19 protein-coding genes and 1 pseudogene are annotated in these 17,680 nt (G+C 54.8%); 3 read left to right on the top strand and 17 right to left on the bottom strand.

The window, feature by feature from the left end; all coding sequences use genetic code 11:
• A pseudogene (locus DEU53_RS06610) lies at positions 1–279 on the top strand (IS481 family transposase); the annotation flags it as partial.
• A gap of 103 nt (positions 280–382) precedes the next feature.
• Here DEU53_RS06610 and DEU53_RS06605 read toward each other — a convergent pair.
• From DEU53_RS06605 to fliF, 15 genes are all read right to left on the bottom strand, one after another.
• Entirely contained in the window at positions 383–2,086 is a 1,704-nt protein-coding gene (locus DEU53_RS06605; protein WP_110866422.1) for a methyl-accepting chemotaxis protein, read from the bottom strand.
• A gap of 142 nt (positions 2,087–2,228) precedes the next feature.
• Entirely contained in the window at positions 2,229–2,864 is a 636-nt protein-coding gene (gene rcsA, locus DEU53_RS06600; RefSeq protein WP_008105413.1) for a transcriptional regulator RcsA, read from the bottom strand.
• A 629-nt stretch (positions 2,865–3,493) separates the two neighbouring features.
• Positions 3,494–4,282, bottom strand: a complete 789-nt coding sequence (gene fliR, locus DEU53_RS06595) for a flagellar biosynthetic protein FliR (RefSeq protein WP_101763949.1) — start codon at positions 4,280–4,282, stop codon at positions 3,494–3,496.
• Positions 4,282–4,551 (bottom strand): flagellar biosynthesis protein FliQ, encoded by a 270-nt coding sequence (gene fliQ / locus DEU53_RS06590; protein WP_008105408.1) that lies wholly within the window; start codon positions 4,549–4,551, stop codon positions 4,282–4,284. The genes fliR and fliQ overlap by 1 nt, the downstream gene beginning before the upstream one ends.
• Before the next feature lie 40 nt (positions 4,552–4,591).
• Positions 4,592–5,323, bottom strand: coding sequence for a flagellar type III secretion system pore protein FliP (gene fliP, locus DEU53_RS06585; RefSeq protein ID WP_097097688.1), 732 nt, complete (start codon positions 5,321–5,323; stop codon positions 4,592–4,594).
• Positions 5,323–5,718: a flagellar biosynthetic protein FliO gene (gene fliO / locus DEU53_RS06580; RefSeq protein ID WP_101763950.1), complete on the bottom strand. Its 396-nt coding sequence runs from the start codon at positions 5,716–5,718 to the stop codon at positions 5,323–5,325. Before fliO ends, fliP begins: the two co-directional genes overlap by 1 nt.
• 2 nt (positions 5,719–5,720) lie before the next feature.
• On the bottom strand, positions 5,721–6,131 hold the full coding sequence (fliN, locus tag DEU53_RS06575) for a flagellar motor switch protein FliN (protein WP_110866421.1): 411 nt from the start codon (positions 6,129–6,131) through the stop codon (positions 5,721–5,723).
• The gene (gene fliM, locus DEU53_RS06570; RefSeq protein WP_064739115.1) at positions 6,124–7,131 is read right to left on the bottom strand and encodes a flagellar motor switch protein FliM; all 1,008 of its coding nucleotides are present in this window, start codon (positions 7,129–7,131) and stop codon (positions 6,124–6,126) included. Before fliM ends, fliN begins: the two co-directional genes overlap by 8 nt.
• A 4-nt stretch (positions 7,132–7,135) precedes the next feature.
• Positions 7,136–7,621: a flagellar basal body-associated protein FliL gene (fliL, locus tag DEU53_RS06565; RefSeq protein WP_101763951.1), complete on the bottom strand. Its 486-nt coding sequence runs from the start codon at positions 7,619–7,621 to the stop codon at positions 7,136–7,138.
• A gap of 129 nt (positions 7,622–7,750) precedes the next feature.
• Entirely contained in the window at positions 7,751–9,013 is a 1,263-nt protein-coding gene (locus DEU53_RS06560; protein WP_110866420.1) for a flagellar hook-length control protein FliK, read from the bottom strand.
• A complete protein-coding gene (gene fliJ, locus DEU53_RS06555; protein WP_064739112.1) occupies positions 9,010–9,453 on the bottom strand; it encodes a flagellar export protein FliJ in 444 nt (147 codons plus the stop codon). The genes DEU53_RS06560 and fliJ overlap by 4 nt, the downstream gene beginning before the upstream one ends.
• A gap of 19 nt (positions 9,454–9,472) precedes the next feature.
• The gene (fliI, locus tag DEU53_RS06550; RefSeq protein WP_008105395.1) at positions 9,473–10,837 is read right to left on the bottom strand and encodes a flagellar protein export ATPase FliI; all 1,365 of its coding nucleotides are present in this window, start codon (positions 10,835–10,837) and stop codon (positions 9,473–9,475) included.
• On the bottom strand, positions 10,837–11,538 hold the full coding sequence (fliH, locus tag DEU53_RS06545) for a flagellar assembly protein FliH (RefSeq protein WP_101763954.1): 702 nt from the start codon (positions 11,536–11,538) through the stop codon (positions 10,837–10,839). The genes fliI and fliH overlap by 1 nt, the downstream gene beginning before the upstream one ends.
• Positions 11,531–12,523, bottom strand: a complete 993-nt coding sequence (gene fliG, locus DEU53_RS06540) for a flagellar motor switch protein FliG (protein WP_101763955.1) — start codon at positions 12,521–12,523, stop codon at positions 11,531–11,533. The genes fliH and fliG overlap by 8 nt, the downstream gene beginning before the upstream one ends.
• Positions 12,520–14,250, bottom strand: a complete 1,731-nt coding sequence (fliF, locus tag DEU53_RS06535) for a flagellar basal-body MS-ring/collar protein FliF (RefSeq protein ID WP_101763956.1) — start codon at positions 14,248–14,250, stop codon at positions 12,520–12,522. Before fliF ends, fliG begins: the two co-directional genes overlap by 4 nt.
• A 257-nt stretch (positions 14,251–14,507) precedes the next feature.
• Between fliF and fliE the strand changes: the two genes are divergently transcribed.
• Positions 14,508–14,819 (top strand): flagellar hook-basal body complex protein FliE, encoded by a 312-nt coding sequence (gene fliE, locus DEU53_RS06530; protein WP_110866419.1) that lies wholly within the window; start codon positions 14,508–14,510, stop codon positions 14,817–14,819.
• Positions 14,820–14,947: 128 nt separating this feature from the next.
• Positions 14,948–15,655 (top strand): YnfC family lipoprotein, encoded by a 708-nt coding sequence (locus tag DEU53_RS06525; protein ID WP_110866418.1) that lies wholly within the window; start codon positions 14,948–14,950, stop codon positions 15,653–15,655.
• Positions 15,656–15,686: 31 nt separating this feature from the next.
• Here the strand turns inward: DEU53_RS06525 and DEU53_RS06520 are convergent, their stop codons facing one another.
• Together DEU53_RS06520 and DEU53_RS06515 are read right to left on the bottom strand one after the other, a co-directional pair.
• On the bottom strand, positions 15,687–16,898 hold the full coding sequence (locus tag DEU53_RS06520; RefSeq protein ID WP_110866417.1) for a diguanylate phosphodiesterase: 1,212 nt from the start codon (positions 16,896–16,898) through the stop codon (positions 15,687–15,689).
• 120 nt (positions 16,899–17,018) lie between these two features.
• Positions 17,019–17,666 carry a S24 family peptidase gene (locus DEU53_RS06515; RefSeq protein ID WP_110866416.1) on the bottom strand — a complete coding sequence of 216 codons (648 nt, stop codon included), beginning with the start codon at positions 17,664–17,666 and terminating at the stop codon, positions 17,019–17,021.
• Positions 17,667–17,680: the final 14 nt, after the last annotated feature.

Genomic DNA, 17,680 nt, shown 5'->3' with positions numbered 1-17,680 from the left:
GCGGTGCCGGCGTCGCGCTATCAGCCATCGGCTCGGCAGTACAGCGCCAGCGTAACGTCAGCGGAATACGACGAGGGCGTGATGGTCAGGAAGGTGGATATCAGCGGGAAGCTGAGTATAAAAGGCCTGAGTCTGAAGGCAGGCAAGGCGTTCAGGGGAGAGCACGTTGGCCTGAAGGAGATGCAGGAAGACGGGTGCTACGAGGTATGGTGGTACAGCACAAAAGTGGGGGTGATCGACCTGAAGAAAAAGTCGATCACCATGGGTAAAGGATGTTAAAAAGTGTTCACCATGTCCCCGAACACCTGTCTACCATGTCCCCGGACTGTACACCCACGTGTGGGAGAGGGCCGGGGTGAGGGACTTCGCGCACTACCTCAAATCAAAATGTCTCCCAGTTATCATTCCCTGACGTCGCCAATGCAGGATGTGGCGCCAGATTTGGCGTACGCAACGCAGACTGCGCCGCTTTAGCCACGTGCGCCACCGGCGCTTCATTCAAACGGAACACCGCCACCGCCTGCGTCAATCTGCCGGCCTGATCTTCCAGCGAAGCCGCTGCCGAAGAGGCTTCCTCAACCAGCGAGGCGTTCTGCTGCGTCACGTTATCCATCTCGGTCACCGCCAGGCTCACCTGCTGGATGCCACGGCTCTGCTCATCCGACGCGGCGGCAATCTCAGCCATAATGTCCGTCACGCGCCGCACCGCTTCAACAATCTCGCCCATGGTATTACCGGCTTCGCCGACCTGGCGTGAACCGTTGGTGATCAAACCCACCGATTCAGCAATCAGCGTTTCAATCTCTTTCGCCGCCTGCGCACTGCGTTGCGCCAGGTTACGCACTTCGCTGGCCACCACGGCAAAACCACGGCCTTGCTCACCGGCACGCGCCGCTTCCACCGCGGCATTCAGCGCCAGAATATTGGTCTGGAAGGCGATACTGTTGATGACGTTGGTGATCTCGGCAATCTTTTTCGAGCTGCCAGAAATATTGTTCATGGTTTGCACCACGCCGCTCACCAGATCGCCACCGCTGCGCGCTTTGCCTGAGGCATCGGCGGCCAGCTGGCTGGCGTGATGGGCGTTCTCGGCGTTCTGTTTCACCGTGGCGGTGAGCTGCTCCATGCTGGCGGCGGTTTGCTCCAGCGCGGAGGCCTGCTCTTCAGTACGTGATGAGAGATCGGTGTTACCGGCGGAAATCTCGCTGGAACCCTGATAAATCGCTACCGCGCCTTCTCGCACCGTACCGACGGTGCGCACCAGCGAGGCCTGCATCAGCTGCAGGTTATGCAGCAAGCTACCAATCTCGCTGCGGCCATAGGCTTGTTCCGGCGCGGTGAGATCGCCTTGCGCGATACGCTCGATGCGATCAACGGACTGACGTAGCGGGGTGATCACCACGCGACGCAGGAACACGAAGGTCAGCAGCACCAGCAGCAAGGCGGCAGCAAACGCCACCGCCATAGCAATAAAGCCAATGCGTGATTGATGCGCGGCTTCGGCATTAATCGCTTCAGCGCGGTCAGTACGGATTTTAATCGCCTTCAGCAGCACGGCGTTGTAGGCATCATCCAGTTTGCGCGTGACGTCAGTTTCCTGCGCCACAATGCCTTCGAAGCTGCCCTGTTTAGCCGATTCAATCATCGGCTTGAGACCTTTATCAATATAGGCATTGAAGCTGGCGGTCAGCGGTTCATCGAGGGCAATATCCGCCGGCGTTTTCGCCTTGCGATCCATATAGAGTTTAAAACCTTCGCGCGCTTGTTTAATACGCGTCTCGGTGCGCGCTAAATCGGCACGATAACCATCCATTTCACCAATACGTGCGGCGGCACCGGATTGCAGCACGTTGAGTCGCGCAGTACGCAGATGGTTAGAACTGTTAGAGATGCCCATACGAATTTGAATTTCTTCGGTGGCATCGTTTAGGGAATTATTACTCTGAATCAAAAAGTAGCTGGCGAGTCCAATGCACAGGGCAAAAAGCAGCAGAATGCCACCAAAGATCATACTGAACAAAGGCATCAGGCGCAGGTTCTGCCAGATGCTGAGCTTATATTGCTCATCAATCGATGCTGTTTTCATATCCTTGCTCTCATGTAGGTAGGTGTTATGAGAATAAGCATCGGCAGGCAGGGGGAAAGGATTAGGCAGGAAAGTGGGATCAAACTCTCAAAACGTGAAAAGGGCCAATCAGATGATCAGCCCTTTTATTCACTGTAGGTAATTATCGCACGTTAACATAAATCCCTGAGGTGACATTATCAGTCAAACGGACGACATGATAAATAACCTGCTTATTATGGGTTTTAATTTTACGTTTAATATTACCTTTATGTGACGATACGGTTTTGGCTTTAATTTGCATGTTCTCAGATATCTGAATGGTGTCATGACCTGACATCCACATTTTCAGCATATTTGATTCAGTCTGACTTAATGTCAGTGGATGCACGTCGAGCCCGGCAGAAATACGCGGCGAAGCGTTGAGTTTCTTTTGCAAATAGGTGCCTAATAACGAATCCAACGTCGAGGTTTTTATCGATTTTGATGTAATAATCAGGTTCTTACGAACGTAGAGGTATTCCTCAAAATGGATATTCGAGATCGCCATGAAAATAAAGAATAAGGTATCAGGATGCTGCATGATAATAGCACGAATACGATCGCTGGAATCAGATTCGTGAATAAAGCACTCTTCGTTGATAAACACAACGCCCGGCTTAATTTGCTCGCATCTTTGTTGCAATTGGTCGATATCCGAGACAGGAGTAATATTTTTCTTTTTAACTCCTTTCGCAGACATATAGTCAGACAAACCCAGGCGTGTGTAATTACATGAATCCATAATAATCGTTGGCATTATAGCGACCCTCACCAATTTGTTATCCGTTTAAATCAACGATGAATACGCGTTTGCGGTACGAGAGAAATTTCCAAAGACACTTTTTTATTCTGCTCAGCAGATTGGCGATAGTTGTCCATGCGCCATCATGACTCTTCCCTGAACCGTGCTGCGAAGTTTTTTTTATAGTACATCCACGTCACTCTCATCTCAGCCATAGTGGGAATGGCTAAGGATTTGCATTAAGTGTTTTATTCGCTCTGTTTTGAGAGCCCTGTCACTATCGCGCAGATCACAGACAAATCTGATAGGACAAATCTTAAAAACATTTGTGTGGCGAAAGTATGACGCTTCAGCGAGCGTTGACAATGCCGGAAAAAAGGGATTTAGACAAGAAAAATCGCTGTGAAATTTTTTTTGTTTAAAAACAGCCCTTTGAGCATTTAATCAACCGATTCAGCAGGTTTAACCCCTTAGGAATCGTCTGACTAAAATACGCGAAGCGCGGTTTAATAAGAATAATTTTCACCAAAAATGCGCACTTATCAGAATTTCCTCAGTTGATTTCTGAGAAATATGGTTCAGAAAATGCACTAACAGATTTTGAATGCTTAACTATTACTTAAGGGCGTCTACAGAATAGTTAATCAACGGGCGCGGGAAAGTTCTGACACAAACTGGGCGAGTAAATCAAAGACTTCGCTAAACAGATGTTCGCAGAAGGGAGCAAGCAGCGGCATCATCAACCCTACGCTGAGGATGCCCACCGTTAAGGTAATCGGGAAGCCAACCGCGAAAATAGAGAGTTGTGGTGAAACACGGTTTAACAAACCTAGTGCCATGTTTAGCGTGAGGAGCAGAACTATTAAGGGCAGCGCTAACATCATGCCATTAAGGAAAATTAATCCCGCGGATTTCACCAACGCCATAAAAGCATTGGCGTTAAGCGGCTGATCGCTGATTGGCAACGTATGAAAACTGTCCACCAGCAGTGAAATCAGCCACAGATGTCCGTTGAAGGTAAGAAACAGCAGCATGGCCAGCATATCGAGAAAACGAGCCAGCACCGGCATGTTCAGGCGGCTGCCCGGATCGAAGAAGGTGGCGAAGGACAATCCCATCTGCAAACCAATCACTTCCCCCGCCATGCGCACCGCCGCAAAGGCGAACTGCATGGTCAGGCCGATGCTCACGCCAATCAGCAGCTGTTGCAATAGCAACCAAAATCCCGCAGGTGTAAACAGGGTCGCCTCCACCGGCGGTAGCACCGGCAGGATGATCCAGGTGGTCAATACCGCGAGGCCAATCTTGACGCGTTTGGGAATCGATTTTTCGCTCAGCACCGGCGCGCTGGCGAACAGCGCCAGCAAACGCACCATCGGCCAGAAGAATTGTGCGACCCAATGAATCAGCTGGCTGCTGTCGAGGTTAATCATTAGCCAATAATGTACGGCAGATTGCTAAACAGCGTGCGAATGTAATCCAGCATCAGATTAAGCATCCACGGACCAGCGATTACCGCCGTAGCGGCAACGGCCAGAATCTTGGGGATAAAGGAGAGCGTTTGTTCGTTAATCTGGGTCGCGGCTTGCAGCACGCTGATGATCAACCCGCTGATCAACGCCACCAGCAACATCGGCGCGGCCATCAGCAGGGCGACGCGCATCGCTTCCTGGCCCATAACCATCACTGATTCAGGTGTCATGCTGCACTCCTCGAGAAAGAAAGGTGAGGGCGAACGCCACTCAAGAGTAGAAACTTTGCGCCAGTGAACCCACCAGCAGCTGCCAGCCATCCACCAGCACGAACAGCATCAGCTTGAACGGCAGGGAAATGGTCGCCGGCGGCACCATCATCATCCCCAGCGCCATCAGTACGCTGGCAACCACCAGATCGATGATCAGAAACGGAATGAACACGGTGAAACCAATCTGGAAGGCGGTTTTCAGTTCGCTGGTGACATACGCCGGCAGCAGAATACGCATCGGAACCGCTTCCGGACCCTGAATCGGTGCGGTGTTAGCCAGACGGGCAAACAGCGCTAAATCGGCTTCGCGCGTTTGACGCAGCATAAATTCACGCAGCGGCTGGGCACCTTTATCAATCGCGTCCGCCATGCTGATTTTGTCCTGGCTGAACGGCACATAGGCGTCGGAGTAAATCTTGTCGAAGGTCGGCGCCATGATAAAGAAGGTCAGAAACAGCGCGAGGCCGAGCAGCACCTGGTTTGGCGGCGCCGACGGCGTGCCGAGGGCGTTACGCAGCAAACCAAACACAATAATGATGCGCGTGAAGCTGGTCATCATCAGCAGCACCGCCGGAATAAAGGTCAGCGAGGTGATGAACACCAGCGTCTGTACCGGCAGCGACCAGCTCTGGCCACCATTCGCCAGCGGCTGGCTGATTAAGCCTGGCAGCTGCGCATGCGCAACCGGTGCCAGCAACAGCAGCGGCAAGAGAGGAAGTAATCGACGCATCATTGTGGTTTTCCGGGACGTTTAACCAGGTTCTGGAACAGCTGACGAAAATCCTGTGGCGCAGCGCTGTGATTTGCCCGTTCTTCCGGCGGCAGCGGCGGTAACGAATGCAGATGGGTGATCTGCTGGGCGGTCACGCCCAACACCAGACGCGCATCGGCGGTATCGACAATGACCACACGCTCACGCTGGCCAACCTGCACCGTCGCGCTGACTTTCAGCGCCTGGCCGGTCACCGTTTTCGGTGCAAAGCCAAGGCGTTTGGCCAGCCAGCCGCAGCCGAGAATCAGCAGAACAATCACTGCCAGCACACTGCTGACCTGGCCAATCACCGAACCGGTTGAGACCACCGGCTGGCTGGGTACCGGTTGTTCGGCTTGCGTGTGTTTTAACATGCTTAACGGCTCAGACGACGCATACGTTCAGACGGGGTAATAATGTCGGTGATGCGCACGCCATATTTGTCATTCACCACCACCACTTCACCCTGCGCGATCAGATAACCGTTGATCAGAATATCCAGCGGTTCTCCGGCCAGGCCATCCAGCGCCACCACCGAACCCTGCGTCAAGCGCAGCAGTTCTTTGATGGTCATCTTGGTGCGACCCAGTTCCACGGTCAGCTTGACCGGGATATCCATGATCAGATCGATATCCTGCAGCGAGCCGCTGATGCCAGGATTTTCCAGCGATTTGAACACATTTTCAGTTGGATCTGGCGCGCTGGTGGTGGTTTGTTCGTTCATAGCTGCAGCCCACAGATCGTCCGCGGAGATGTCGTCGTCGGACGGTTTCATGCTGTCACTCATCGGGCTGTTCCTCGTTCAGCGAATTCAAAATCGGGTTAATCAAATGTTCTACACGCAGCGCGTACTGGCCATTGATGGTGCCGTATTGGCTGGTCAGCACCGGCACGCTATCGACGTGAGCGATGATGCGGTCCGGCTTCTCAATGGGCAGGACGTCACCGGGTTTCAGCTGCAAAATACGTGACAGGCGCAGCGATGTTTCGGCGAAATGGGCAATCAGCTCCAGCTCCGAGTGCTGCACCTGTTTCACCAGATTGTCGCGCCAGTGATTATCTTCCCGGCGTGAGTTTTCCAGTGGGGGATTGACCAGCAGCTCGCGCAGCGGCTCAATCATCGAAAACGGAATACAGATATTGAATTCACCGACCAGGTTTCCAATCTCCACCTGGAACGGCGTGTTCACCACGATGTCATTCGGTGAAGTGGTGATGTTGGTGAACTTCACCTGCATCTCGGAACGTACATACTCCACTTCCAGCGGATAAATCGCTTTCCATGCGTCGCTGTAGCCATCCAGCGCCAATTTCAACATGCGGCGAATCACGCGCTGTTCGGTATGGGTAAATTCACGTCCTTCAACTTTGGTCGGGAAACGACCGTCGCCGCCAAACAGGTTATCGACAGCAATAAAAACCAGGCTCGGTGAAAACACCACCAGCGCCGTGCCGCGCAGCGGCTTCAGGTGAATCAGGTTCAGGTTGGTTGGCACCGGCAGGTTGCGGGCGAACTCGTGGTACGGCTGAATCTTGATCGCACCCACACTAATATCGGGGCTACGGCGCAGCAGGTTAAACAGCGCCATACGGAAATGACGGGCAAAGCGCTCGTTGATGATCTCCAGCGCCTGCAGACGCTCACGTACGACGCGGCGCTGAGTATTGGGATCATAGGGACGGATATCGCCATCGGTCCCTTTGGAACTGTTCTCTACTTCCGCACTGTCACTGTCGCCATTAAGCAGCGCGTCAATCTCAGCCTGGGAGAGAATGCTATCGCCCATTAAATCACCTCAAAATGAAGGCGGTAAACAGCACGTCATTGACAACCTGAGCCGGTTGACCTTTTACCAGCGGCGGCGCCAGCACCTGTTTGATCTGCTCAACCAGGGCCTGTTTGCCTTGCTCTGTTGCCAGAGCCGTCGCGCTTTGACGCGAAAGCAGTAACAGCAGACGGCTGCGCACTTCCGGCAGGTAATCGTTCAACCGACGACGGGTATCCTCATCGGGCAGACGCAGGGTGAAACCCACGTACAGCACACGGTCGGGATCGTTGTCAGGATTGACCAGGTTTACTGTAAACGTATCCATTGCAAAAAATACGGGAGCAGCCGGTGGCTCGACTTTCGCCGCGTCCGGTTGGCTGCCTTCGTGTTTATTCATCATTCGCCAGACTGCATAGCCTGCCACGCTGCAAGCGGCCAGCGTTACAATCAGTAACACCGGTAGTAGTAGTGAACGTTTGCGGCCTTTAGCTTTCGCGTTATCAGACATCTTGCAGTTACTTCCTGTGAATTATGGGTAAGCCTCTCGGCTGACCTGGACAGATTATCCCGCGTCTTAAGTCAAACAATGGGAAGAAAAGACGCGGGTTTTACGCTTACCTTCAGCGTTTAGCGGCTATCAGGCAAAGATATCGACAGCGCCGTTACCGGCCGCGCGCGCTTGAAGGGCTGCCGGGACGGCAATAGGCGTTATCTCGTTGTCACTGTCCTGGGAGAGGCTAAAGCTGCCGTGCTGTCCGTCACGACGTCCTTCCTGCTGGCCCTGATAACTCTGGCCCTGTGCGAAGGCGTCGCTGCTGACGTTACTCTGTCCCAGGTTTATTCCGCTCTCCGCCAGCGCGCTACGCAGCTGAGGAAGAGCCGCTTCCAGCGCGGCCCTCACTTGGCTGTGGCTGGAAACCATATTTAACTGTGCTTGATCCTTATCAAGGGTCAGGCTGATCTGGATAGCGCCCAGATCCTGGGGATGTAGACGCAACTCGGCGTTCTGCTGCCCGTTGCGGCTAAACATCACAATCTGCTGACTCAGCGCCTGCTGCCACTCGCTGCTGCCGAGCTGCGCATTCAGCATGGGCGTCGACGGCGTGGTGCTGGTCGAAGCGGTGCTGCTTACCAACGAGCTGGTGGCGCTGAGCGGTGCGCTGGTGAATGGCGTCACCGGGTCATCACTGCTCTGCGCGGCGGCGCGCGCTTCCGGCTTACTCAGCGCATTCAGCACCTGCTTAAAACTCTCATCCAGCGTCAACCCGCTGCTGTTACTGGCGGTGGTGCTGACGCTGCTGCTCTGCGTGCTGCTGGCCGTTTGCGTTAAGAGCGTTACAGCATCGCTGGATTTCTTCTGTGCGCCATCCGGCTGCGCGTGCTCTTCTTTTACTGCCCCGTCCAGCGCCCCCCTTAACAGTGCGGTATTAAGCGAAGCGCGAGTGTCGGTTTTCCCTTCGCCTGCGTTGCTACTTACGCTGGTTGGGCTGGTGCGGTTCTCTACCGCCACCGGCAACATGGCGAATAACGCCTGCACATTCTGTAAGTCGCTGGCAGTTAACGAACTTGCCTCACTCTTGTCTTTATCATCGGCTGATTTCAGCGTGGCTTTAGTGTTTTCCGGCTGTAAAAGTGCGTTTAACGCATCAGGTTTCTCCAACGCCTGCAATAACGCGCTCAAAGAGGCCTTGCTGACGTCTTTTTCATCAACTTCTGCTGTCAGATCAGTCGATTGCGTGTTAACAGCTTGTTGCTTTACCAGCGTCAGCAAGCGGTTGCCGAGTTCAGTAATAAATCCCTGCGGCAGCGACTCCGCGCCCTGTAAAACATCTGATGAAACTGAAGTGTCAGCGTCTCCCAAAACCGAGGTTTGCGTAGCAACTGTTGGCAGCGTAATCATTCGCCTTTCCTCAATGCGGCCCGTTGGGCAAATTCATCCATCCGTTTCTGATCGAGACGGTTTTCTTGTCGTAATGCGTTTTCCTCAGCGCGCGTAATCAGCGTTTGATAAGCATTGAGCCGCTTATGCTTTTCACGCCAGTTGCTCAGCGCGCTGTCGAGGCGCTGATTCCACTGGGAAAGCTGTTGGCGATGCTGTTCGATGGCTTTTTCCAGCGTCTGAATAAACTGGTGATAATTGGTCCAGCGCGTGCTGGCGATGCCGCCGGACATATCCTGATTGAGCTTGTTGCGATACTCATCCTGATAATCCAGCAGCATGCTGAGTTGTTCGTCGGCCTGCTGCACACCCCGGCGCATATCGCCAAGGTGAATCACCGCACTCTCCAGTTCCTGCTCCGCCATATCGCGTAGCTTGTTGATCGCACTGGCCGTTTTCATCACTTAACCTCGTTTGGCGTTAACCGAACATCGCCTGCAGATGCAAACAGGCATCGTCGTAATCGCTGCGTTCGAAAATGCCCTGATGCAGGAAGGCTTCCATCTCGGGATAGAGCTTGATGGCGCGGTCCAGCATCGGATCGCTGCCTGCGGCATACGCCCCCACACTCACCAGATCGCGGTTACGCTGGAAGCTGGAGAGCAACTGTTTGAACTGACGCACGCGCGCGTAGTGTGTCTCATCAATTAATGAGGTCATGGCGCGGCTGATTGACGCTTCAATATCAATAGCCGGATAGTGACCGGCTTCCGCCAGACGGCGCGACAGCACGATGTGGCCGTCGAGAATGGCACGCGCCGAGTCGGCAATCGGGTCTTGCTGATCGTCGCCTTCGGTCAGCACGGTATAAAAGGCGGTGATTGAACCGCCGCCGTGCGTACCGTTACCGGCGCGTTCCACCAGCGCGGGCAGTTTGGCGAACACCGAAGGCGGATAACCTTTGGTCGCCGGCGGCTCACCGATGGCCAGTGCGATTTCACGTTGCGCCATGGCGTAGCGGGTGAGGGAATCCATTATCAGCAGCACATGCTGGCCGCGATCGCGGAAATCCTCAGCGATACGCGTGGCATAAGCGGCACCCTGCATACGCAGCAGTGGCGAGACGTCCGCCGGCGCGGCGATCACCACCGAACGCGCACGGCCTTCGGCACCGAGAATATTTTCAATGAACTCTTTAACTTCACGTCCACGTTCACCAATCAACCCCACCACGATCACGTCGGCTTTGGTGTAGCGCGCCATCATGCCGAGCAGCACGCTTTTACCGACGCCGGAACCGGCGAACAGGCCCATACGTTGACCGCGACCCACGGTGAGCAGGGCATTGATGGCGCGCACGCCGGTATCCAGCACATCTTCAATCGGCGTACGTTGCAGCGGGTTGAATGGCGCGGTGATCAGCGGGGCGCGATAGCCGGTTTCCGGCGCGGGTAAACCGTCGAGGGGTTTGCCGCTGCCGTCCAGCACGCGACCCAGCAGTTCCGGGCCCAGCAACATCTGTTTGCCGCTGTGCCCGCTGTCGCCACTGACGCGCGCATAAACGCGTGCGCCCGGTAAAATACCGTCGACTTCTTCCAGCGGCATCATCAGCAGTTTCTGGCCGTTGAAGCCGACCACTTCACTTTCAACTTCAGTGATCTTGCTGCCATCGGTACGTTCAATAATGCAGGTAGCACCGAGCGGCAGCTGCAGGCCGGTGGCTTCCAGCACTAAGCCGGTGGCGCGCGTCAGGCGACCGTAACGACGCACGGTTTGTACCTGCGAAATGCGTTCTTCGAAGGCGTCGAGCGCGCCGAGCCAGCGTGAAAGGCGTGAGGAGGTCATTACAGTGTCCCCGGAGCGGCCAGGCGGCACAGCTCCTGCCAGCGCGTTGCCACGCTCGCATCAAGGTCGCCATCTTCGGCGCTAAGCTTACAGCCGCCAGGATGCAGCGTGCTGTCGGCCAGCAAGCGCCAGCCGTGCAGATCGAGCGTTGGACCGAGCGTCTGTTCGATGCGTTGCAGATCGTCCGGATGGACGCGCAGCTGCGGTTTGCCGCTGAACATCGGTTCCTGCTGAATCAGCTGCTGGATTTGACGCAGCAGGGCGGTGCCGTCCACCTGCGTGGCCTGGCCAATCACCGTGCGCGCGGCTTCCAGCGCCAGCTGCATCAGACGTGAAGCGATCACGCTGTCGAGCGCTTCGAGCGTGTGATGGAACTCGGTCACCAGCTGCTGCATGCGTGCCTGCAGCGGCGCTTGCTGCTGCTGCGCATCGGCTAAGCCTTGCTGGAAACCGGCGTCATAACCGTTCTGTTGCGCTTCGGCGAAACCTTTCTGATAGCCTTCGCTGTAGCCTTGCGTCTGCGCATCTTTGCGCATCTGCTGCTGCATGCGTTCCAGCTGTTGCTGCTGTTCCGCTTCGGCGCTCAGTTCGACATCGATCTCCGGTTCATCTAACTGAGGTTCCGGTTCGGCACCGAACGGGCTGCCTAAATCATCAGGCTGCCAGCGCTGCCACGCGCGGGCGGAAAAGGCATCAGACATAGGTTTCCTCGCCACCACCAATCACCATCTCGCCGGATTCTGCTAAGCGGCGCACCACCAGAAGAATGGCCTTCTGCTCGTTCTCCACCGCCGACATACGTACCGGACCACGGTTGGCCAAATCGTCGCGCAGGATATCGGCCGCACGGGCGGACATGTTCTTGAGGAACTTCTCGCGCAGCGGCTGTTCGGCACCCTTCAATGCCACCAGCAACTGCTCGGATTCCACTTCCTGCAACAGACGCTGGATGCTGCGGTCGTCCACTTCCACCAGGTTTTCGAACAGGAACATCTCGTCGATGATCTTCTGTGCCAGCTCGCCATCGAAGTCGCGTACTGCTTCGATAACCGCTTCTTCCTGCTGGGTTTTCATCAGGTTGATAATTTCTGCTGCGGTTCTCACGCCGCCCATCTTCGCGCGCTTGAGGTTGGTGCCGTCGAGCAGGCCATTCAGTACTTCGGTCAACTCCGCCAGCGCCGCCGGCTGGACACCGCCGAAGGTGGCGATACGCAGCATCACATCGTGACGCAGACGCTCGTCGAACAGCGCCAGAATATCCGCCGCCTGACCACGTTTGAGGTGGACAAGGATGGTGGCGATAATCTGCGGATGCTCGTCGCGAATAAGGTCGGCGGCCGCCTGTGGCTCCATGAAGTTGAGCGTTTCCATACCGCTGGTGGTCTCGTTTTTCTCGAGAATATCTTCCAGCAGACTTGAAGCTCGCTCCTCGCCCAACGCTTTGATCAGCACCGAACGCAGATAATCGTTGGAGTTGAGGCTCAGCGCCGCAAACTGTTCGGCATCGGCTTCGAACTCGCGCAGCACTTCGGTCAGCTGTTTGTGTGAAACCTGGCGCATGTTGGCCATGGCACCACTCAGGTGCTGAACCTCACGCTGGTTAAGGTGTTTGAACACCTCCGCCGCGCGCTCTTCGCCGATGGTCATCATCAGAATGGCGCTTTTTTCTGTACCGGTCAGACTCATAGTTCTTTACTCATCCATTCGCGGATAACCAGCGCGACGACGCGCGGATCGTTTTCAGACATGTCGCGGATACGCTGGCTCATCACCTCGGCGCTCATGCGGTTAGTAGATTTACGCTCCTGATCCAGCTCGTCTTTGCTGAGCTGAACGTTAAAGGCTTCTTCTTCTTCCATGGCCGCAGAGCGTGCCGCCAGCGCTTCAGCCGCTGCCTTCTCCTGCTCTTTCTTACGCACCAGCTGTGGACGTACCAGCTTGCGATAGAGGATGAAGCCAACCAACGCCACCAGCAGCCAGCGACCGGCAGTCATCAACTGATCGAAGAACGATTGCTGCTGCCAGAATGGCAGGTCGCCACCGCTTGGTTCGGTCATGTTGAACTGAGAGTTCACCACGTTGACGCTGTCGCCACGGGTTTGTGAATAGCCCATCGCTTCACGGGTTAAATCTTCAATCTGCTTGATCTGCTGCTCGTTAAGCGCCACCGCTTTGCCTTTACCGTCGTCGCGGTAGTTCACCACCACGGCAACCGACAGGCGCTGCACATCGCCGACGTTCAGCTTGGTATGACGAATGGTGCGGTCCAGCTCGTAATTCACCGTGTCGTTGCGCGTTGAGCTGCTCGGGCCAGAAGGCTGTGCGGTGCTGGTGGTGCTGCCGTTATTCTGCGCATTGGCGGTTTGCGCGTTGGCGTTTTGGCCGTTGGCATTATTGTTGTTATTCGTTGGCGGATTGGTCACCGGCGCGGTATTGGCTGGCGCAGGCTGATTCGACAATGCACCCGGCACGCCGCCTGGATACGGGCTGCCATTCTGTTCGGAGTTGCTGGTCTGGCGTGAACGCACCGCGCTGTTGTTAGGATTGGCGTTCGGCTGGTATTTCTCGTCGGTCTGCTCGCTGCGGTCGAAGTTGATCTGCGCCGTCACCTGCGCATGCACATTGCCCTGACCGACAATCGGATTGAGGATCGCTTCGATACGCTGCTGGAAGCGCGCTTCCACTTCAGACGCATATTTCAGTTGCGCGTCATTCAGGTCGCGACCTTCGCTGTCAGAGCGGGTTAACAGACGACCGGCCTGATCGACAACGGTCACGTTGCCCGGCGGTAAACCGGCCACGCTGCTGGAAACCATATGCTGAATGGCCTGAATCTGGCCTTCATCTAAGGCGCGGCCTGGCTGCAGGTTCAGCGTCACCGAGGCGGAAGGGGCTTTCTGCTCACGCACGAACAAGGTCGGTTTCGGCATTGCCAGATGCACGCGTACGCTCTTCACCGGACCGAGCGTTTCGATGGTGCGCGACAGTTCACCTTCCAGCGCACGCTGATAGTTGATCTGCTCGCTGAACTGGCTGATCCCGAACTTCTCTTTGTCCATCAGTTCGAAGCCAACGTTGCCGCCTTTCGGTAAGCCTTGTTGTGCCAGACGCAGACGCAGCTCATGCACTTTATCGGCGGGCACCATCAGTGCTCCACCGTTATCGGCGAACTGGTAAGGGATATTCATTTGCGTCAGCTGCGTGACGATCGCGCCACCATCCTCATCGGAGAGGTTGTTATAGAGCACGCGATAGTCTGGCGCTTTTGCCCACAGCACCAACGCAAACACCACCGCGATAACCGCAGCAGCAGCAATAATTAAGGGAATACGCGGATTGGCGCGCAGGCGGGCGAGAAGGTCATTGAAGCCTTTCTTAGCTGTATCCTGTGTAGCGGCTGCACTCGCATTCATGACCGATTCCTGCCTGACATTATTGATCGGGTGTGGTGTTGTGGTGACAAAACGTACTCCCTGAAGACTTCTCCCCTAAATCGGGAGAGGAGAAAAATTAAATTCCACTTAATGGCAGGCATTATTTGTTGAAAGCCGCGACATCGATGGGTGGATAAGCCGGGTTTTTTGCGGTCATTTAGCGCCTTTGTCCTATTGACAGTGTGTTAACTTTCTCATCGTGAAAATTTAATCACTTCTTTAATAGGGGTCAGGCAATGTCAATTCAGGCGATTGAGGGTGTGCTGCAGCAGCTGCAGATGACGTCTCTGCAGGCCAGCGGTAAGCAAGCGGAGTCCACGAATCAGGTCGATTTCAGTGCCACCATGAAAGCCGCACTCGACAAGATCAGCGAAACCCAGACAACGGCTCGCGCTCAGGCGCAGGATTTCGAAATGGGTAAACCGGGCATCCATTTAAATGATGTGATGGTCGATCTGCAAAAATCCTCTATTTCCATGCAGATGGGCGTGCAGGTGCGTAACAAACTGGTGTCGGCGTATACCGATATTATGAGTATGCAGGTTTAGTTTCTTTCGGGTATTTCTTTCGGGTATAGTCCAGCGCGGTAATAGTGTTATATCAGGCGGGAAGGTTGCTGCATCACAGTGAGTACACCGCCAAACGCGCTGCCTTATTTTGAGAAGAGGATTCTCACGTGAAGAAAAGCCTGCAGTTTTTAATCGCTATTGTCCTGCTCACGGGATGTGACAAGGATGACGCGACTTACTACCCGCAAATGAAAAACTTTGCCTATCTGTATCAATTCGAAGCGCTGCCCGGCAAAGTCAAAACGACCCATCAAACGCTGTTTACCGCCGACGGCCAGCAGATCTTCGAAGTGAATGTCGATTTCGACCGCAACGGCTGTCCGACGCACGTGAAATCGGTGCGCAAACAGGGCGAAGTGATTGATGTCACGCGCGATGGCGACCAATTAAAAGGCAGTGAAAACGGTCAGGACGTGGTGGTGACGCTGGATAAGAACTGCGCCATGGTGAAGAAAGTCACGCCGACCATGACCGTGGATATTGCCTATAACAAACAGGGTTTGGTCGAGCAGATCTCATCGCCCGCCTCCGATGCCGCGTTTCACCTCGCTTATAACAGCGCCGGTGAAATGGCGGTATTGAGTATTACCCAGGCCGGAACGGAAGTGTCGCGTGCTACCGCGGTGCGAGCAGAAGATAAGAAAAAGATCTCTGACGTGGTCACCACGGTGAAGCGAAATGACCAAATTAAAACCGTCAGCAATGTCTGCAAATACAAACACGACGTTCCCTATTATTGCGACATTATTAGCGTTGACGCGGCAGGAAACGTTATTGATAAGCAGTATGGCAATATTGAGGTAACGTATTACTGATTGGTGGGGTCGCCATGCATGGCGACCAACACTATTTAATCTCAGGCCACGCCACAGCCGGGAATCCATTCAGCAGCGGATAAGCAAACAGGAAACCCTGGAACTGGCTAATGCCTGCGGCTTCCAGCCACATCCACTCTTCAGCTTGCTCGACACCTTCGGCAATCACCGCAATCTCCAGCGATGCGCAGCACTTAATGATGGCGTGCATGATCGCCTGCTTCGGGCCGCTTTTGTGCACATCGCGGATCAGCTCGCGATCGATTTTGATTTTGTCCGGCTGGAATTTCGATAACAGCGACAAGCCAGCAAAACCGGCACCAAAATCGTCCAGCGCCAGGCTGATACCCGCCGCTTTTAACTTTCTCACTTCGGCAGCAAATTCATCCGAGCGCGAAATGATCTCATTTTCGGTCACTTCGACAATCACCTGTTGCGGCACCAGCCCGCTGGCGTTGATCTCGGTAAGCAGGAATTCCACCGCGTTTGGCACCGTCACCAGTGACATCGGCAGCAGGTTGATCGACAGACGATGCTCGCCAATCCCCAGTTTACTCGCCACGCGAAAGGCCAGACGTTTCGATTTGATATCCGCGTGATAAATCGCTTCGCCGCCAAACGCGGAGAAATACTCATCGGGTGAGCCACCGTTAGGCGTGCGGATCAGCGCTTCAAACGAAGTGACGCGGCGCGCGAAGGGATCGATGATGGGTTGAAAAGCAAAGCGGCAATCCTGCAGGCTCTGATCGATACCCTCCAGATCGTTCTGCCATTCAATATCCGGAACAAATTCCCAGGTATTAGCTGGCGGGATCTCGAAGTAGTTCTCTTTGTCGCGCGCCACCACGAAGGTACGCAAAAACTGCAGCGCGCGATCGTTGTAGGTGAGCTGATAACGCGAGGTGCCTTTATCCAGCACGGCTTGCAGCACTGTGTCTTTGTCATGCTCGCGCAGATCGAACAGCTCCATGCCGACTTTGCCAAAACGGCGTTCAGGCGCGAAGTCGTGCATTAACTCCACCAGATTATGGTGGCGTGCGTCCTGACAAATACGCTTGTATATGCCCTGAACGGACTCGCGCGGTCCTTCCAGCAGCTGGAAGAAGTGCAGGCCGTCGAACAGCAGGATGCCAGTAACGTCGAAGTTTTTGTTTTTGCTATTGGCTTTAGCAACCATATCTTCGAGCGTTTTGATTGGCACGTGATCGTGCAGATGGCTGCGGTAAATAATTGTGGTGAGCATCGAGATTGTCCGGATAATTTATTATTTTGCGGCTAGATTAGCAGCCTTACCGCGGGGTCTGTCCATAGCTTCCCGCGATCAGGCTAAACTTTTTTTATTATAACAGCTTAAGCGAAGCGGCTAGCCGCTTCGGTAACGTCGCAACTCCATCAGCGTGCCGATAATTTCTAGCGCCGATTCCGCCGAATGCAGCTGCGGAAAATCATCATTCAACGCGCGCAATGTGAAGATCTGCTCATCCTGCTGTTGCGTTTGCAGGCGATAAATCCGCACTCGTGCCACGCCATCCACCAGCGCCAGCACCACATCGCCCGGCTGCGGCTGAACGTCAGGATCAAAGATCACTTTGTCACCGGGCCGGTAATCGGGCTGCATCGCCTGATCGTCTATCGTGACCGCCAGCGCGCCATCGCCCAACTGACTCTCGCTATAGAGAAAATGCGCAGCCTGCTGTTTGAGCAACAACCGTTCCTCGCTCAACCACGCTGACGCTTGCGCCAGGCTAATCAATGGCACCGCCGCAACCGGTGCGGCTTTGGCGTGGGTGGCAAACACTTCGCCATCCCCGTCGATAATCCATGCCGCCGTGCATTGCAGCCACTGCGCGAGCCGCAGCAAATTCTCGCCACGCGGTACGGTTTCCTCTTTTTCCCACTGCGATACAGCCACATGCGACACCCCAATGCTTTTGGCCAGCGCCTGCTGCGTCAACTGTAGTGCTTTACGTCGTGCCCGGATGCGCTCACCGGAAGATTCTTTTTTCATCATCTTGACATCTCCTG

It is taken from the genome of Pantoea sp. AG1095 (genome assembly GCF_003208415.1).
Classification (GTDB): Bacteria; Pseudomonadota; Gammaproteobacteria; order Enterobacterales; family Enterobacteriaceae; genus Pantoea; species Pantoea leporis.
This window is presented reverse-complemented; position numbering and strand designations above follow the sequence as displayed.

What these genes read in the sequence shown, in the direction of transcription:
- fliO (WP_101763950.1), bottom strand. Translation starts at nt 5,718, where the DNA reads ATGTTAAAACACACGCAAGCCGAACAACCGGTACCCAGCCAGCCGGTG.
- fliJ (WP_064739112.1), bottom strand. Translation starts at nt 9,453, where the DNA reads ATGAAAACGGCCAGTGCGATCAACAAGCTACGCGATATGGCGGAGCAG.
- DEU53_RS06520 (WP_110866417.1), bottom strand. Translation starts at nt 16,898, where the DNA reads ATGCTCACCACAATTATTTACCGCAGCCATCTGCACGATCACGTGCCA.
- rcsA (WP_008105413.1), bottom strand. Translation starts at nt 2,864, where the DNA reads ATGCCAACGATTATTATGGATTCATGTAATTACACACGCCTGGGTTTG.
- fliF (WP_101763956.1), bottom strand. Translation starts at nt 14,250, where the DNA reads ATGAATGCGAGTGCAGCCGCTACACAGGATACAGCTAAGAAAGGCTTC.
- fliG (WP_101763955.1), bottom strand. Translation starts at nt 12,523, where the DNA reads ATGAGTCTGACCGGTACAGAAAAAAGCGCCATTCTGATGATGACCATC.
- fliN (WP_110866421.1), bottom strand. Translation starts at nt 6,131, where the DNA reads ATGAGTGACAGCATGAAACCGTCCGACGACGACATCTCCGCGGACGAT.
- fliH (WP_101763954.1), bottom strand. Translation starts at nt 11,538, where the DNA reads ATGTCTGATGCCTTTTCCGCCCGCGCGTGGCAGCGCTGGCAGCCTGAT.
- DEU53_RS06560 (WP_110866420.1), bottom strand. Translation starts at nt 9,013, where the DNA reads ATGATTACGCTGCCAACAGTTGCTACGCAAACCTCGGTTTTGGGAGAC.
- fliR (WP_101763949.1), bottom strand. Translation starts at nt 4,282, where the DNA reads ATGATTAACCTCGACAGCAGCCAGCTGATTCATTGGGTCGCACAATTC.
- fliP (WP_097097688.1), bottom strand. Translation starts at nt 5,323, where the DNA reads ATGCGTCGATTACTTCCTCTCTTGCCGCTGCTGTTGCTGGCACCGGTT.
- DEU53_RS06515 (WP_110866416.1), bottom strand. Translation starts at nt 17,666, where the DNA reads ATGATGAAAAAAGAATCTTCCGGTGAGCGCATCCGGGCACGACGTAAA.
- fliL (WP_101763951.1), bottom strand. Translation starts at nt 7,621, where the DNA reads ATGTCTGATAACGCGAAAGCTAAAGGCCGCAAACGTTCACTACTACTA.
- fliE (WP_110866419.1), top strand. Translation starts at nt 14,508, where the DNA reads ATGTCAATTCAGGCGATTGAGGGTGTGCTGCAGCAGCTGCAGATGACG.
- fliM (WP_064739115.1), bottom strand. Translation starts at nt 7,131, where the DNA reads ATGGGCGATAGCATTCTCTCCCAGGCTGAGATTGACGCGCTGCTTAAT.
- fliQ (WP_008105408.1), bottom strand. Translation starts at nt 4,551, where the DNA reads ATGACACCTGAATCAGTGATGGTTATGGGCCAGGAAGCGATGCGCGTC.
- DEU53_RS06605 (WP_110866422.1), bottom strand. Translation starts at nt 2,086, where the DNA reads ATGAAAACAGCATCGATTGATGAGCAATATAAGCTCAGCATCTGGCAG.
- fliI (WP_008105395.1), bottom strand. Translation starts at nt 10,837, where the DNA reads ATGACCTCCTCACGCCTTTCACGCTGGCTCGGCGCGCTCGACGCCTTC.